This window comes from Allobosea sp. 05L423 (genome assembly GCF_056397745.1).
Genome location: NZ_JBFTOA010000007.1, coordinates 1 through 15,639 on the forward strand (window position 1 = coordinate 1; position 15,639 = coordinate 15,639).

The following is a 15,639-nucleotide window of genomic DNA, read 5'->3' on the forward strand; positions in this document are numbered from 1 at the left end:
GCCGCCCGGGAAAGCCGACCGACAATGCCTTCATCGAAGCCTTCAACGGCCGTTTCCGCAGCGAGTGCCTGAACACGCACTGGTTCCTGACGCTTGCAGATGCGGCCGAAAAGATGGAGGCTTGGGTCAGATACTATAACGAGGATCGGCCGCACGGGGCCATCGGCAACAAGCCACTGATCCTGCTGCAAAATCCCGGCGGGACACCCAGCTCACCGCCGTGATCGAAGGCCGGAAACTCCAGCCTCCGGCGGTCCAGCAAACGGTCTCGGATCAACCGCCTTGAAGCATTCGATCATTCTCAAGTTGAGGTCCATGAGACGATGGCTCTCATATCCGGTGCGTATGGATTGCGGTCCGAATTTCATTCGTCGAGCACAGTCTTGCAATGTCAAATGCGGCGATTGCGTTCGCCATAGCGGCGCTCCGCGTCGCCTTCAGTTGCTCGACGGCCTACGGACAGTCGACAACCCTCGATCGGGTCAAGGCTTGCGGCAAACTGAGCTGTGGTGTCAGCCAGGTGGTGGGCGGCTTCTCGATGCCGGATGGAATCGGCGTCTGAAAGGGTTTCGACACGACGTTCGGAAATGCAGTCCGGCATGCACGCCGAGCGCGATGAGTTCAGCCTTGTTGCTCACCCTGCCCTCATCGTGGACCTCGCGTCCTCGCGATCGGCGACCGAATGCACGTCATAGCAATCGGGGCCATGAGCCGATTCCGGCCTCCACGAATCCGGATTCCCGTGGCTATAGGCCCCTGCGAATCCCTCCGGGACTTCAAACAGACAGCCGCAGGGCGTTCGCGAAGTGCATCATTGCATCTTCCATGTCCTGTGGGGGCCGGGAGGCGAAACCCATGAGCCAGCCTCCGGTCGGCGCGGAGCCGAGCGCCAGCCGACCGAGACCGCGCAGAGCAATGCCCGAGCGCTCCGCGACGGCGAGCGTCGCCGCCTCGTCCAGCGCGCTCTTCAGCATCGCGGTGACGTGGAGTCCCGCCCGCGGCACATTGCAAGCGGCAAAGGCGCCCAGATGCCGGTTGAATGCTGCGACGAACCGATCCCGGCGCGCCTGGTATATCTGCCGCATCCGTCGGGTATGCGCGGTGAAATGTCCTTCCCGCATGAAATCGGCCAGCACCACCTGATTGAGCTTGGCGGCGGAACCGTCGATCAGCGAGCGCCCGGTAACGAAGGCCGCAGCCAGGTGCTCCGGCACGACGAGGTACGCGATCCGAAGCCCCGGAAATAGCACCTTGGTCATGGTGCCGACGTAGAGGACATTGGCCCGCGCATTCAAACTCTGGAGCGCGGCGATAGGCCTACCATCGTAGCGGAATTCGCTGTCGTAGTCGTCTTCGACGATCCAGGAGCCGTTCCTCTCCGACCAATCGAGCAGCGCCAGCCTTCTGTCGAGCGACATGGTGACGCCGAGGGGATATTGGTTCGACGGCGTGACGTAGGCGGCGCGGACCCGTGCCTCCGCCTTCGCGAGTTGCTCGACCGAGAGTCCCTCCTGGTCGACAGATATCGGGAGCAGCATGGTGCCCGCGCCTCGGAACGCCATCTGCGCACCGTGGTAGCCGGGATCTTCGATGGCGATTAGGTCCCCGGCCGAGGCCACCAGCTTCGCGATCAGGCTGAGGGCCTGCTGCGAACTGCTGAGAACGAGAATCTGCCCGGGACTGGCGACGATTCCGCGGCAGGCCGCGAGGTAGTGCGCGATTTCTTCGCGCAGAGGCAAATAGCCCTGCGCCTCTGCGTAGAGCAGGTCCGTGCGTGATCGTGCGCGGACGGCGCGGGCAGCGATGCGCTGCCAGGTTTGCAGCGGGAAGATCTCGACATCTGGGAGCAAGGTGAAAGGCACCGGCCTGCCGTGGTCGATGATGCCGCCGCCGGCCGTCAGGAGCTGCCCGCGCTCGGATAATCCCGCGATCCCGCGGCCCTTCGCGCGCGCTCGGCCATTGGGCCCGGCGGGTGCGGCATCGCGCGGCGCGACAAAGGTGCCGCTTCCCTGCCGCCGCACGACAAACCCCTCGAGTTCGAGCTGATGATAGGCGGCATCAACGGTTTCACGGGCAAGGCGGGCCTGCTTTGCCAGCATCCGGCTCGACGGCAGGCGCGCTCCCCCAGGAGCGTGGCCTTCCAGCACGAGGCGCCGCACGGCTTGTTGCAACCGCGCTGCCAAAGACGCTGGCGGAGTGGCTGTCTCCAGCAGCGTCAGCAGGATCTCGGCCGTCGATCGTGTCCGTGAAAGTGGCCTGGTCATACTGTCCGAATTGGCTGAATTTGCCGGGTCAATTCGCCCGTATAAGGGCGCCTTTGGTGCACGGCAATGCCGGAGGGCGGCACGCCAACCACCCCTGCAACGAGGCTGCTATGCTATCCGACCTCCATTGGGCCGCGCGGACGGCCGAGGATCTCAACGATCTCGCGCAGAGCGATGCGATCGTGCTGCTGCCCGTGAGCTCCACCGAGCAGCACGGTCCGCATTTGCCGACGGGCTGCGATACAATCCTGACCGAAGCGGTCGCCGGGTGGGTGGCTCGTCTTGTCGCGCCTCATCGCCCGATCCTCATCGCTCCGACGGTCTGGATCGGGCTCGCTCAGCACCACATCGCATTTGGCGGGAGTTTCAGCGTTTCCATGGCGACCTATCACGCCTTGCTCCGCGACATCGTCACGTCGATCAAGGTCGCCGGTTTCCGCAAGGTTCTGCTCGTGAACGGACATGGCGGTAACATCTCGGCCCTGCATGTGCTGACTGATGTTCTCACGCAGGAAACAGGACTGGCCGTGGCGAGCACGACTTATACGCTCCTCCCCAATCAGCAGCGCGCACTGGAGGCGATCCTCGAAGACCAGTTGGTTCTGCAGCATGCCTGCGAGGCTGAAACCTCTATGATGATGGCCGTACAGCCCGATCTGGTCCGGACCGAGCGGCTTGGTGAGGCATTTCAGCCCGGATACCGCAAGGGCGACGCGTCGCCGCTGAGCGATCCATTGCTGCTCTGGACCTCTTTCAAGGACTTCTGCCCGAGCGGCGTTCGCGGCGACGCCCGGCGCGCTTCGACAGAAAAGGGCGAGCGTATCCTTGAGGTTGCGGCGGAACTTCTGGCCGCGAAGCTCATCGCCGGCGAACCGTGGAACAGGCAGGGAGGTTCTGCGTGATGGGGTGGGGCATCGCGGTCAGAGACGTCGAGCGATGCGATTTCGAGCAATGGCGGACGCTCTGGGACGGCTACCACAGCTTCTATGGGCGCACAGGCGAAGCGGCTTTCGCCGACGACGTCACATTGACCACCTGGGGGCGGTTCTTCGACTCCTACGAGCCGGTCCACGGCCTCGTCGCGGAGCATGCCGGCACGCTCCTCGGCCTCACGCACTACATCTTCCACCGCAACACCACCATGATCGGGCCGACCTGCTACCTGCAGGACCTGTTCACGAGCGAAGCCACGCGGGGCAAAGGCGTCGGCCGGAAGCTGATCACGGAGGTCTATGAGCGCGCGAGCCGAGCCGGGGCTAAACGCGTCTATTGGCAGACTCATGAAAGCAACGCACCAGCACGCAAGCTCTATGACAACGTTGCCCGTTGCTCAGGCTTCATTGTCTATCGCAAGGAGCTGGCCTGATCTCGAGCGACCTCACCGTCACCGTTCTTCCGAGGCGAATGTTCACCCGAGCAGTGCCTTCCCGATCGCATGACTTTTGACCACACGCCCTGGCAATCAAGCCTTTGGCGAACACCGGAGCTGAAAGATGAGTCGGACTGGGCAAATCCTGATCCAGGAACTCGATCTCTATGTCCTATCACGGGCAGTTTGCCGAGGAAGAGCGGCTGGGCCAGCGCTTCGTCATCGATCTCGTGCTCGATTGTGACCTGAGAGCGTCCTCTACTAGCGACAATCTGGCCGACACGGTGAATTATGGGGACGTGGTCGCATTGGTGACCAAGACCTTCTCCATCAGACGTTTCAAGTTGCTCGAAGCCGCCGCTCGCTCCTTAGCCGACGCCATTTTCGTCGCCTATCCACCGATCAATGCCATTGCTTTAACGTTGCGCAAGCCCTCTCCACCAATCCCGGGCAGAATGACTGCGGTGGGCATCAAACTGGATTTTGCCCGTGAAAGCTGACGCAGCGATCGCCAAATGCGGTCGCAACGCTCAAGTCCGCGTGCTCGCGATGCGTTCCGCGCCGAAGCCAACGGGCATTTGGCCAGCAAGATCAACGACACCGCATCCGAGGTCGGTCAGATTTGGCCCTCTTATGGTGCCTTGGACGATTGCCGAAAAGCAGACGTTTGCAACGCCAGAAAAGGTTCGATTGTGTTGAAAAAAGTCCGGCTAGCGCCAAATTCGTTCGAGGTCGGCGCTAGACGGAGAGGAATTTTCTTCACGATTCAGGAAAATGCCCTCGCGTCCGAACATCGCGTCAGCGTAGAGATGAAATTTCTACTCTTCGGCCGAGTAAACCGGCGCGAAGTATTGCAGCGAACTTTTTCAACATGGGGTAACGGTCTGGCTGCTCTTCTTTGGAGACCGATAGGGTTGTCTCCGCTGCAGAAGAGGAGATCGATCATGGAGTATTTTGCTGGACTGGACGTCTCGATGGAGGAGACGCACATCTGCGTCGTCGATCGCGACGGCGCGGTTATGCACGAGGTCAAAGCCATCTCGTCCTCGGTGGCGATAGCGGCAGCCCTGGAGCAAGCGCCCCGCTGCACGCGGGTGGTGTTCGAGACGGGCCGGATGGCGCCGATGCTCTATCACGGTTTGGCCGAACTTGGCGTTCCGGTCATCTGCATCGAGAGCCGACAGGCCTATCAGGCGCTCAAGATGCTGGCGACGCACAAGACCGACCGCAACGATGCGCGCGGGCTGGCGCAGCTGGCGAGGACCGGCTTCTACAAGGCCGTGCATGTGAAGTCGCTACCGGCCCATGCGATCCGCGCGCTGATCGCCGCCCGCAAGAAGCTCGTCGGGCAACGCGTCACGCTGGAGAACCAGATCCGGGGGCTGGCGGTGGTGTTCGGCGTCCGCTTGCCGCGCGGGCTCAGCCCGGCCTTCCGTCGACGAGGTCGTGCGGATGAGCGACGGAATCACCGGCTTGGCCGGCGCCATGCGCGGCCTCGTCGCGGCCCGGGACGCGGTTCTTGGCGCGGTCGCCGCCATCGACGCGGATATGAAGCGCCTCGTTCGCGCCTCCGACACCTGCCGTCGGTTGATGACCATCCCCGGCGTGGGCCAGCTCACCGCGCTGGCCTTCACCGCCGCCGTCGATGATCCGTCGCGCTTCCGGCGCTCGCGCGACCTTGGTGCCTATCTCGGTCTTGTTCCCGTCGCTATCAGTCCGGCGAGATCGACTATGTCGGCAGCATCTCCAAGGTGGGCGACCAACGCATGCGAATCCTGCTCTATGAAGCGGCCAACGTCACGCTCACCCGCTATAAGGGCAAACTGAAGCTGAAGGACTGGGCGCTCGCCATTGCCAGGCGCTCGACAATGCGTAAGGCGCGGATCGCGCTCGCCCGCCGTCTCGCGATCATCACGCACACCATGCTTCGGCATGCCACCGAGTTCCGGCCCGCCTGACAATCAGAGCCAGGCAGAGGCAGACGAGACAGGAGGCCGCAACGAGCTCCCGAGCGGGAGCGACGCCCAAGGGAGGGAGCAGATCATGGCGCCGATTCCGTAGCATGCTGCCGATCAGGTCGGCCGACTGCGCTTTCAACCAAGCCACCTTGCACCCAGCTGACCCCATCAAGTGCCAATGAGCACGCAGAGAACGCAGGCACCCAACGGCATCAACCGCTCAGGACCAAACTGCCAGACCTTGACCCGTTAGAGAACACAATCGGTCGGGAGCGGAAGTCGCTTGAACGGTATCCAACTTGTTGCGAACCTGTCGCTCGCGGCGAAAGAGGTTCATGTATCAGGCTTAAGATCAGCTTCTTCGAAGTAGAGCGAGTGTCGTATCGGTCAAGCCTAGATTGGCTGAACTTCCTGCTGGCGGATCTGCGCGGCGGGCTCGGCCCCTACGTCAATGTCTTCCTGCTCACGGAGGTCGGATGGGACCAGGCGAAGATCGGGGCGCTGCTCACCGTCAGCGGTCTGATCGGCATTGCCTTTCACGCGCCGATCGGCGCCCTGATCGACGCCACGCGCGCCAAGCGCGGCCTGATGGTGGGCGGGGCCTGGCTTCTCGCGCTCCTGGGGGCGGGCATCGCGACCTATCCGACGATTGCGGTCGTGTTCGTCGCGGATGTCAGCATGGCGCTCCTCGGCGCCGTCTTTGCACCCACGATCGCGGCGATCACGCTCGGGCTCTACGGCTCCCGCGACGTTGCCGCGCAGCTCGGGCGCAATGCCGCATTCGACCGGTTCGGCAACCTGTTCATAGCCGCGCTGGCTGCGGTGGTCGGCACAAATTTCGGGCAACGTGGTGTCTTCTATATGCTTCCGCTATTCGCCGGGCTGTCGATGATCGCGGTCCTTTCGATCCCGGCCGGTGCCATCGATCATGAGCGCGCTCGCGGCCTCGATGACGTCGCCCCCGAAGCCGGCTGGCCCTATCCCTGGCGGCAGTTGTTCGCCGAGCGCCCCTTTTCCGTGCTGGCGATCGGCACGGCGCTGTTCCACTTCGCCAATGCGCCGATGCTGGCCCTCGCAAGCCAGAAGCTGGCACTTGAGGCAAAGGGCTTCGAGTCCGCCGTGACGTCGGCGGCGATCATCATCGCCCAGCTCGCGACGATCCCGATGGCCTTCCTCGTGATGCGCGCCAACCGGATCGGCGGCAAGCCGCTGCTCATCCTGGCGTTCGCCGCTCTCCCGCTGCGCGGCATCCTCTTCGCCACGGTCGACGACCCCTACTGGATGATCGCCTTCCAACTTCTCGACGGGGTCGGGGCCGGGTTGTTCGACGTGTTGCTGCCGCTCGTTCTCTACGGCGCCGTCCTGGGCAGCGGTCGCTACAACATGGCGCGCGGAATGCTCGGTACCATTCAAGGTATAGGAGGCGCATCAAGCTACGCATTCGCTGGCAGCTTGGTCGTTTGGGGCGGATACAATGTCGCCTTTGCCGTGCTCGCCGGAGTGGGGGTAATCGCCCTTCTTCTTATTCTGACGGCTATGCCGGAGACTGTCTCGCAGGCCCGACCAAAAACCCGCATCGGCGAGCTCTGACCCTGAACTTCCGGCCGCGATCGGCGTTGAAAGCGCGCCCGCGTTCGCAGGGCAGGTTGGCCGGAGAGCAAGGGATGCGGATCGCGCAAGCTGCGGCGCTGGCGGAACCGGTTCCTCCACGGCTGTATGGGGGCACGGAACGGGTGGCGTCATGGCTGACCTAGGAGCTCGTGCGGCAGGGGCATCAGATCACCTTGTTCGCCTCGGGCGATTCCGAGACCTCGGCCGAGTTGGTCGCCTGCGCACCCGGAGGCTTGCGGCTGTCAGGAATTCGAGATCACACCGCCAGCCACCTCGCGATGCTCGCGTGAGTCCGGGAACGGCAGGCGTCATTCGACGTCATCCATTTCCATCTCGATCTGCTCCAGCACGCTATGTTCTCGGACCTGACCCATAAATGCGTGACGAGGCTGCATGGTCGCCTGGACCTGCCCGATTTCCTGCCGGTCTATCATGCATTCCCGCGGATGCCGCCGATCTCAATCTCCGACGGCCAGCGGAAGCCGATGCCCAGCACCCGTGAACTGGCTGGCGACCGTCCATCACGGACTGGGGCAGGGACTATGTCCGTTCAATGAGCGGGGAGGGGATTACCTCTGCTTCCTGGGTCGGATCGCTCCGGAGAAGCCACCCGACCGCGCGATCAAGATCGCCAAGCGTGCCGGGATGCGCATTCGGATCACTGTGAAGGTCGACCCCGTCGATGAGGATTATTTCCGAAACATGATCCAGCCGCTTGGCCTCCGTGCGACGCACTGTGGCCGGCGGGCGCATGAGGTTCATGCCGCTATCCGACACGCACTGAGCGGCTCCGTTGGCGGGCGATCTCTGCCAGTCAAGCCGTCGGGATCGTACCCCCATCGACGACGAACTCGGTCCCACTGATGGCGCCGGCGCGCGGCGAGACGAGGAACGCGATGAGGTCGGCGACCTCCGGCGGCTTCGCCGGCCGGCCCAGAGGTATGCCGCCCAGGCTGTTTATGATGATCTGCTTGCCACCCTCATAGTCGGTGCCGGCCTGCGCGGCCAGACGCTTGGCGAGAGCGATCGCGGCCTCCGTTTCGATCCAGCCGGGGGAGACGCGCACCACGCGGATTCCCTTCGGCGTCACCTCCTTGGACAGACTCTTGCTGTAGGTCGAAAGTGCTGCCTTCGCCGCCGCATAGGCGGTCGTCGACTCGGGCAGCGGCAGGACATGCTGGATCGATGTGACGTGAACGATAACACCCGCCCCTTGCTCGATCATCGCCGGCAGCAGCGCCCGGTCCAGCCGAACGGCGGGCATCAGATTGAGGTTCAGTTCCTGCTGCCATTGCTGATCGTCCAAAGCGGCGAAGCCGCCGGCCGGCGCGCTCGATCCGCCGACGACATGGACGATGATGTCGACGCCTCCGAGGCAGTCGAACACCGCTTTGACCACTGTCGCGCAACCTTCGGCCGTGGCGATGTCGGCCGCGACATAGTGTAGATGCCCCGAAGCCGATCCGGGCACGCTGCGCGCCGTCGCCACCACCCGCGCTTCTGCTTCCCGAAGGACCGAGACGACGGCGGCCCCGAGGCCTTTCGTGCTGCCTGTCACGAGGGCACGGCGTCCATTCAAATCAAGTTCGAAGCTCACGGTGCAATCTCCAGCGAGACGATCGCATCGCTTGCGAGAACGAAGACGAAACGCAGATCGACGGGGCTGCCAGGGAAGTTGCCGGTCAAATGGCTCGTCACGATCGTCCGGTCGCCTTCGGCGGCGATCGCGACAGGCTCAACTACATAGCTGTATTGCGACGAGGCTTGCGCCTTCCAACGACGGATCGCGTCACGCCCGGTGTAGGTCCGGCGTTCGTCGATGACAGTGGCGTTCTCGGCGAAACAGCGGGCGACCGCTTCGCATCCTTTCGATCGGCGGCGAAGTAATCCGCGATCGGCTTGGGGAGCGTGAAGTGCATAGGGCATCTCCGGCTTGTTGCTTACGCTTGGAGATCGACCTAAACTCACCGAATGACAAGTACGCATGAAAAAGTAAGGTACATACCTGATGGTGAGCCGCAGGGCCACACGCGGGAATCGGCGGCGGAAGGCGTCGAGAAGGTGCTGAAGCTTCTGGAGGGGCGCTGGAAGCTCGTGATCCTGTTCCATCTCTTCGGCGGACGGATCCTGCGCTTCTCCGATCTCGAACGGGCAATCCCCGCCGTCTCCCAAAAAATGCTGATCCAGCAGCTCCGACAGATGGAGCAAGACGGCATCGTCCGCCGCATTGTGCACCATCAGGTGCCGCCAAAGGTCGAGTACGGGCTGACCGAGTGGGGACAGGCCCTTTGCCCTGCGCTCGACGCCCTGCTGACATGGGCTGCTTTGCGCGAGGACATGCGGCCATCGGACGGTGCCGCCTCGCCTACGGCTGCGGAAGGGCAGGGCTAGGCGGGCGGTTCGGTATCGTTGCCTGTTCCGTTGGCCTGGCGAAGGCGCGTGGAGGACAGCCCATGCTCTTCCAGGCTCGCAGAAGCCGTGTTGAAACGGCCCAGATGTGCCTTGGCTTCGGTCGCGCTGGTTGCCTGAGCGCTCATTTCATCGCCCGCACGTTGCGCAGGCTCCGCAGCTCAGGCGATCCCTACGATCCAGACAAACCAACTTAGCTTTGAGCTTCGGCCATCGCCCAGGTTGAACCCGCGTCCTGCATTAGCCGTCGGCAGAACCTTCGTGTCGAAATGCGAGACCGAGGAACGACGGGCTCGATGCGGCCGAGTACACCGCCAGTGCGAAAGCGGTCAGGCTAGAGCCGCACAAGCTCAGGAGGAAGCAGCTTCACCTGCCAAATAGGGCCGTTAATGGCCCCTAGCTGACTTGTGGAACTTCCGCTCTCGGGCGGCCTAATTCGCGATTTTCAAATTAGCCCGCGGCTGGCACGGCACTACCGCACAGCTCACCGAGCTTTTTTCGGCGCAGCATCATGACGAGCTCAAAATCATACTTGCTGAAAAACCGGTCACGCTCGCTGGCAAGTCACGCGCGGGTGGCAAGATCTTCATCGCTTTTTTTAGGCTTCGGCGGGTGTAACCCCAAACCTAGGTATGATGGCCGTTGCCGCGATAACGGGAGATTGGACGCTGACAACATTCTCCATGCGGGAGCCTCATCATGGCGGACGACGCGACCGACGGCATCAAGCCATATTCAGGACCGGCGGGAGGCTGGGGAGCCCTGAAGGCAGTCGCTGAGGCGCTCCGCAACGAAATGGGCACCAGCAGCGGCACACGGGCTCTGCTGCGGATGAACCAGCCGACTGGCTTCGATTGTCCCGGCTGCGCCTGGCCGGACCCCAAGCACACCTCCTCCTTCGAGTTCTGCGAGAACGGCGCCAAGGCCGTTACCTGGGAGGCGACCGTCAAGCGTGCCGGACCGAGCTTCTTTGCGGAACACACGGTGTCCGAGCTTTGGACGTGGTCGGACCATGCACTGGAGGACGCCGGCCGGCTGACGCACCCCATGCGCCATAACAGGGAAACGGATCGGTTCGAGATCGTCGAATGGCAGGAAGCCTTCGCCGAGATCGGCGCGCGCCTGCGAGCGCTTGATCATCCTGACAAGGCCGAGTTCTACACTTCGGGCCGAGCCTCCAACGAGGCCGCCTTCCTCTACCAGCTCTTCGCCCGCGCCTTCGGGACCAACAACTTCCCCGACTGCTCGAACATGTGCCACGAGGCGACGAGCGTCGGACTTCCGCAGTCGATCGGCGTCGGCAAGGGGACGGTGACGCTGGAGGATTTCGACCTCGCCGACGCGATCTTCTGCATCGGCCACAATCCCGGCACCAACCATCCGCGGATGCTGACGACCCTGCGCGAGGCTTCCAAGCGCGGCGTGCCCATCGTCGTCGCAAATCCTTTGAAGGAACGCGGCCTCGAACGCTTCGCTGCTCCCCAAGACCCGGTCGAGATGACGACGTTCAGCTCGACGCCGCTTGCCTCCGCCTACTACCAGCCGAAGGTCGGCGGCGACGCGGCGATGCTGAAAGGGATGATGAAGGCTTTGCTGGCTGCCGATCGGGCGCAGATCGACGACGGCGGCGAAGGGCTGCTCGATCGCCCGTTCATCGCCGAACACACGACGGGGTTCGCAGCACTCGTCGGTGACATCAATGCGACCTCGTGGGCGCAGATCGAGGCCCGGTCGGGCTTGTCCCGCGCCGACATCGAGGCCATGGCGCAGGTTTACTGGAGCGCTGAGCGCGTGATCATCTGCTACGGCATGGGCCTGACGCAGCATCGCCACGGCACCGAAAACGTCCAGCAGCTCGCCAATCTCCTGCTGATGCGCGGCCAGATCGGCAAGCCCGGCGCAGGCATCTGCCCGCTGCGCGGCCACAGCAACGTGCAAGGCGACCGGACCGTCGGCATCACGGAAATTCCGACGGAAGCGTTTCTGGAGAAGCTGGACAAGGCCTTTGGACTGAGTGCGCCGCGCAAGCACGGCCACAATGCGGTCGAAGCCGTGGCTGCCATGAAGGAGGGGACCGCGCGAGCCTTCATCGGGCTGGGGGGCAATCTCGCCGTGGCGATGCCCGATCCGGAAGCTTGCTTCGCGGCCTTCCGCAAACTCGATCTGTCCGTGCAGATCATCACCAAGCTCAACCGGACAGCCCTGCTCACCACGCCACACAGCTACATCCTGCCCTGCCTCGGCCGGACGGAGCGGGACGAGCAGCACGGCGTGCCGCAGTCGATCACCGTCGAGGATTCGATGTCGATGGTGCATGCCTCGCGCGGCGGCTTGAAGCCCGCCTCGGACCTTCTGCTCTCGGAGCCCGCGATCATTGCCGGGCTGGCGCGCGCGACTTTGGCCGATAGCGCCATCGACTGGGAGGGAATGATCGCCAACTACGACCGCATCCGCGACAAGATCGAGGAGGTCTTCCCGGACTTCCATGATTTCAATACCCGTGTTCGCAAGCCCGGCGGCTTCCGGCTCACCGTTGCAGCGTCCGATCGCGTCTGGGCCACGCCGGATGGGAAGGCCCGCTTCCTGACTTTCGAGGGCGTCGACGAGGACGATCATCGCGACGATGACACCTTGGTGCTGACGACGATCCGCAGCCACGAACAGTACAACACCACGATCTACGGGATGAACGATCGCTATCGCGGTATCAGCGGGCGGCGCGACGTTGTCTTCGTGAACGAGGCGGATCTGAGCGATCTCGGCTTGTCTCATGGCGACCGGATCGACGTCGTCGCCGGCCCCGGGCGGGTACTTGCCGGCCAGACGGCCGTCGCTCATCCGATTTCGAAAGGATCGGTCGCGGCTTATTACCCCGAAGCCAATCTGCTGCTGGGTTTGCACGACTATGACCGGAGCAGCGGTACGCCCAGCTACAAGTCAATTCCGGTCATTCTGCGCGCTGCCGCTGGCTGAGCCGGCTCCTTAGCCGCCCGGCAGAATTTGGCGTGGCCGCGCGCACCTGAGGCGGTTTCGCGCGCAGAATGCGTGGCAGCGTGTCTGAGCCGCCGGCGATCCAGTCGGATCCGATCGTTCGTCGCATTGTCACGGGCCCTGCGGCGATTCCGGATGATCATGCGCGACAACGACGTCGCTTCGTAGCCCATCCATGCAGCTAACTCGTTTCGCCGGTGTGTTTCTGGCCGACTGAGAATTAGTCGGCCCGGAATCCTCACGCGGATGGGAGAAGAGATTCCGCTGGTATGACCCGAGCCGAACCGGTTTTCGGCGCCAACGCGGCCAGAATGCAGCAAAGAACGGCAACGCCCGCAGCGGCCGCGAAAGCGTCGATATAGGCCAGGACCGCCGCCTGCTGACCGACCGCTGTCGCCAGCACTTTCAGTTCCAGCGCCGCAGTTTGCGATGTCGTGGCGAGACGGTGCGCAATCGAATATCCGTAGTCCGCGAGCCGATGCGCCGTGTCCGCCGCCTGTCCCTGCACGTGAAGCCCCAGCAGATTGGAGTGGATCTGCTCGCGGACCCTGACGAAGGTCTGCATGAATGCGGTCCCCGCCTCCCCGCCGAGAAGCCGACTGGTCTGCATGAAGGCGCCAACCGTCACGGCTTGCTCGGGCTTCACTGCTCTCGATACGAGGGCTACGAGGCTGGTCAGGGCGAGGGACTGGCCGACGGCCTGCAGGATCTGCGAGGGCAGGAAATCGCCCGTCGCCCAGGATCCGGTCAGCTGGGTCAATAGGAGGCAAGCGATCGCGACCAGTCCCGCGCCCGCGATAAGCGTCCAGCGGGGATCGAGGCGCTTGATCAGAATGGCCAGCGGGACGACGAGAAAGACCTGCGGCGCGGCTATCCAGACGAGCACTGCGCCGATGTCCAGCGAGCGGTAGTTCTGCAGCGTCTGAAGGTAGGTCGGGATGACGTAGGCCGTCGAGAGAATGATGAATCGGAATCCGGCGAGCAGCACAAACAGCACCAGGAGGCCCGGAACGGCGAGCAGGCGCAGATTCAGCGCCGGGCGGCTGGCCGTCGTTTCTCTTGCGACGAAGGCGATGATTGCCAGGCCGCCGGCGACGAGCAGGCCGTTAATCAACCCGCTGCCGAGCCAGTCCAGCCGATTGCCCTGGTCGAGCGCGATGTAGAGCGCGCCGAGCCCTAGCCACGCATAGGCCAGCCCGCTGCCGTCGAGGTTCTTGAGCGGGTCGCGGATGGGCGTGTCCCTGGGCATCCCGAGCCAGACGCACAGACCCATCAGCGGCAGCACGAGGCAATATTGCCAGGATATCCAGCGCCAGGACCAATGGTCGAGATAGAATCCTTCGAGCGAGGCCGCCACATTCAGCGAGATCTCCAGATTCATCGCGTAGACCGCGATGCCGTAGGGCAGCAGCGGCTTGGGCAGATAGCGGATGATGAAGATGATCGTCAGCGGTATGAAGGTTCCCGTACCGAGCCCGGCGAAGAATTGCGCGGCGATATAGCCGTGGACAGTGTGAGATAGTGGCGCGAGCAAGAAGGCGACGAAGGAGACGACGATGCCGCCCAGCAAAAGCCTTCGTCCGCCGATGACGGAAGCTATGTAGGGACATGAGATCCCCGAGATGAGCTGGCCGAGGCCGAGCGCCGTCGTGATCCAGGCCCCTTCATCGAAGCCAGCGCTCAAGCTGCCGCGAAGGTCGGCGAGACCGAAGGTGGTCACTCGCGTCCCGAGAGTCGCGATCATGGAGCCCAGCATCACACCCAGAAGGCCAATGTAGGGCTGCCAGGCGATCCCGGGCGTGGCGCTAGGCACGAGGCTCTGGCTTTCGACGGAAACCGTCACGGCGCCCTCCCGGACGAAGCCCCTGCCGGGCCGGCTGCCTGGGGGCGGGCGGTGTCGATCGTGGCGACAACGGACATGCCCGGCCGGATCAAGGCTCCGAGATCGCGATTGGGATCGAGCGTGAGCTTGACCGGAATGCGCTGGACGACMTTGGTGAAGTTGCCGGTCGCATTGTCGGGAGGAAGCAAGGCGAAGACGCTGCCGGTGCCCGGAGACCAGCTCGCGACACGCGCCGTCAGCACGCTTCCCGGGAAGGCATCGACCGTGACCGTGGCCTTGTCGCCCACGCGGATATTGGTCATCTGCGTTTCCTTCAGATTGGCGACGACCCAGAGTTTTGTCATCGGCATGACGGTGATGATCTGGCTGCCGACGGAAACAAACTGTCCGGGATGGGCCTGCCTCGCACCGGTGAGGCCATCGACCGGAGCCAGGATGCGCGTGTAGCCGAGATTGTCATGAGCGAGCTTGAGCCGGGCTGCGGAGGCACTCACTTGCGCAGCGAGCTCGCGTTCGGTTGCATCGAGCGCGGTCAGTGCGGCGTCCTGCTGAAGCAATTGCGCACGCGACAGAGCCAGCGATCCAGCTGCCTTGGCTGCCGCGGCATCCGCCTGCTCGACCAGTTGTTCGGTTCCCGCGAGGCCTTTGCGCAGCAGCTCGCGTTGCCGGCTGGCCTCCGCATCGGCTCTCAGCACTTCGGCCTCGGCTATCGCGATCGTGGCCCTGGCCTGCTCGATCAATGTGCGCTGGATGGCGCGCTTGTCCGTGACCGAGGCGAGCGTCGCCCGGGCAGCGGCGAGATCGGCCTCGGCGAGGTCACGCTGCGCCAGATAGTCGGCGGGCTCGATCTCGGCGATCAGATCCCCCGCTCGCACGAGCTGATAATCATCGACCGCAACCGACCTGACCAATCCCGCGATCTGGGCCGCGAGAGGTGTGGTGTCGCCGGCGATGAAGGCGTCGTCGGTGGCCTGGTAACGCGCCGACCCGGTCCAGCGGTCCCAATGCGCCGCGATGGCCCAGCCCACGGCGACGATAGCGATCACAATTCCCGCATGGAACAGCGGATGGGCCAAGGCCGCGAGGCCGCGATAGCGCCAGGACGCCGGGCCGTCATACTGCTCAATGGGCGCGACGCTGTCGGTTTCGGTCACGGCAGATGTCATGGTCGTTCCTCCCGCTTTGAAGGACGAG

The 15,639-nt window shown here is 63.7% G+C and carries 12 protein-coding genes and 2 pseudogenes; 9 read left to right on the top strand and 5 right to left on the bottom strand.

The window, feature by feature from the left end:
- On the top strand, positions 1-224 hold a 224-nt coding region (locus AC1DNE_RS17225; RefSeq protein ID WP_476841131.1), incomplete at its 5' end, for an integrase core domain-containing protein.
- Positions 225-776: 552 nt separating this feature from the next.
- Here the strand turns inward: AC1DNE_RS17225 and pdxR are convergent.
- Positions 777-2,264 carry a MocR-like pyridoxine biosynthesis transcription factor PdxR gene (gene pdxR / locus AC1DNE_RS17230; protein ID WP_441471812.1) on the bottom strand — a complete coding sequence of 496 codons (1,488 nt, stop codon included), beginning with the start codon at positions 2,262-2,264 and terminating at the stop codon, positions 777-779.
- A 110-nt stretch (positions 2,265-2,374) separates the two neighbouring features.
- On the opposite strand from pdxR, the gene AC1DNE_RS17235 reads away from it, so the two are divergent.
- From AC1DNE_RS17235 to AC1DNE_RS17260, 6 genes and pseudogenes are all read left to right on the top strand, one after another.
- Positions 2,375-3,166, top strand: coding sequence for a creatininase family protein (locus tag AC1DNE_RS17235; RefSeq protein WP_441471813.1), 792 nt, complete (start codon positions 2,375-2,377; stop codon positions 3,164-3,166).
- The gene (locus AC1DNE_RS17240; RefSeq protein WP_441471814.1) at positions 3,166-3,630 is read left to right on the top strand and encodes a GNAT family N-acetyltransferase; all 465 of its coding nucleotides are present in this window, start codon (positions 3,166-3,168) and stop codon (positions 3,628-3,630) included. Before AC1DNE_RS17235 ends, AC1DNE_RS17240 begins: the two co-directional genes overlap by 1 nt.
- Positions 3,631-3,800: 170 nt before the next feature.
- The gene (folB, locus tag AC1DNE_RS17245; protein WP_476767380.1) at positions 3,801-4,133 is read left to right on the top strand and encodes a dihydroneopterin aldolase; all 333 of its coding nucleotides are present in this window, start codon (positions 3,801-3,803) and stop codon (positions 4,131-4,133) included.
- A gap of 444 nt (positions 4,134-4,577) precedes the next feature.
- Positions 4,578-5,591 (top strand): annotated as a pseudogene (locus AC1DNE_RS17250) (IS110 family RNA-guided transposase).
- Between the two features lie 375 nt (positions 5,592-5,966).
- The gene (locus AC1DNE_RS17255) at positions 5,967-7,181 is read left to right on the top strand and encodes an MFS transporter (RefSeq protein WP_441471816.1); all 1,215 of its coding nucleotides are present in this window, start codon (positions 5,967-5,969) and stop codon (positions 7,179-7,181) included.
- A 74-nt stretch (positions 7,182-7,255) separates the two neighbouring features.
- Positions 7,256-7,919, top strand: a pseudogene (locus tag AC1DNE_RS17260) (glycosyltransferase); the annotation flags it as partial.
- A 97-nt stretch (positions 7,920-8,016) separates the two neighbouring features.
- Here the strand turns inward: AC1DNE_RS17260 and AC1DNE_RS17265 are convergent.
- Entirely contained in the window at positions 8,017-8,799 is a 783-nt protein-coding gene (locus tag AC1DNE_RS17265; protein ID WP_441471817.1) for an SDR family oxidoreductase, read from the bottom strand.
- On the bottom strand, positions 8,796-9,128 hold the full coding sequence (locus AC1DNE_RS17270) for a nuclear transport factor 2 family protein (protein WP_476804037.1): 333 nt from the start codon (positions 9,126-9,128) through the stop codon (positions 8,796-8,798). The genes AC1DNE_RS17265 and AC1DNE_RS17270 overlap by 4 nt, the downstream gene beginning before the upstream one ends.
- A gap of 45 nt (positions 9,129-9,173) precedes the next feature.
- Between AC1DNE_RS17270 and AC1DNE_RS17275 the strand changes: the two genes are divergently transcribed.
- A complete protein-coding gene (locus AC1DNE_RS17275) occupies positions 9,174-9,593 on the top strand; it encodes a winged helix-turn-helix transcriptional regulator (RefSeq protein WP_441471819.1) in 420 nt (139 codons plus the stop codon).
- Between the two features lie 717 nt (positions 9,594-10,310).
- On the top strand, positions 10,311-12,584 hold the full coding sequence (locus AC1DNE_RS17280) for an FdhF/YdeP family oxidoreductase (RefSeq protein WP_476765535.1): 2,274 nt from the start codon (positions 10,311-10,313) through the stop codon (positions 12,582-12,584).
- Positions 12,585-12,840: 256 nt separating this feature from the next.
- Here AC1DNE_RS17280 and AC1DNE_RS17285 read toward each other — a convergent pair whose 3' ends face one another.
- Entirely contained in the window at positions 12,841-14,445 is a 1,605-nt protein-coding gene (locus tag AC1DNE_RS17285) for an MFS transporter (protein WP_476841132.1), read from the bottom strand.
- On the bottom strand, positions 14,442-15,611 hold the full coding sequence (locus AC1DNE_RS17290; RefSeq protein WP_476841133.1) for an HlyD family secretion protein: 1,170 nt from the start codon (positions 15,609-15,611) through the stop codon (positions 14,442-14,444). The genes AC1DNE_RS17285 and AC1DNE_RS17290 overlap by 4 nt, the downstream gene beginning before the upstream one ends.
- Positions 15,612-15,639 lie beyond the last annotated feature (28 nt).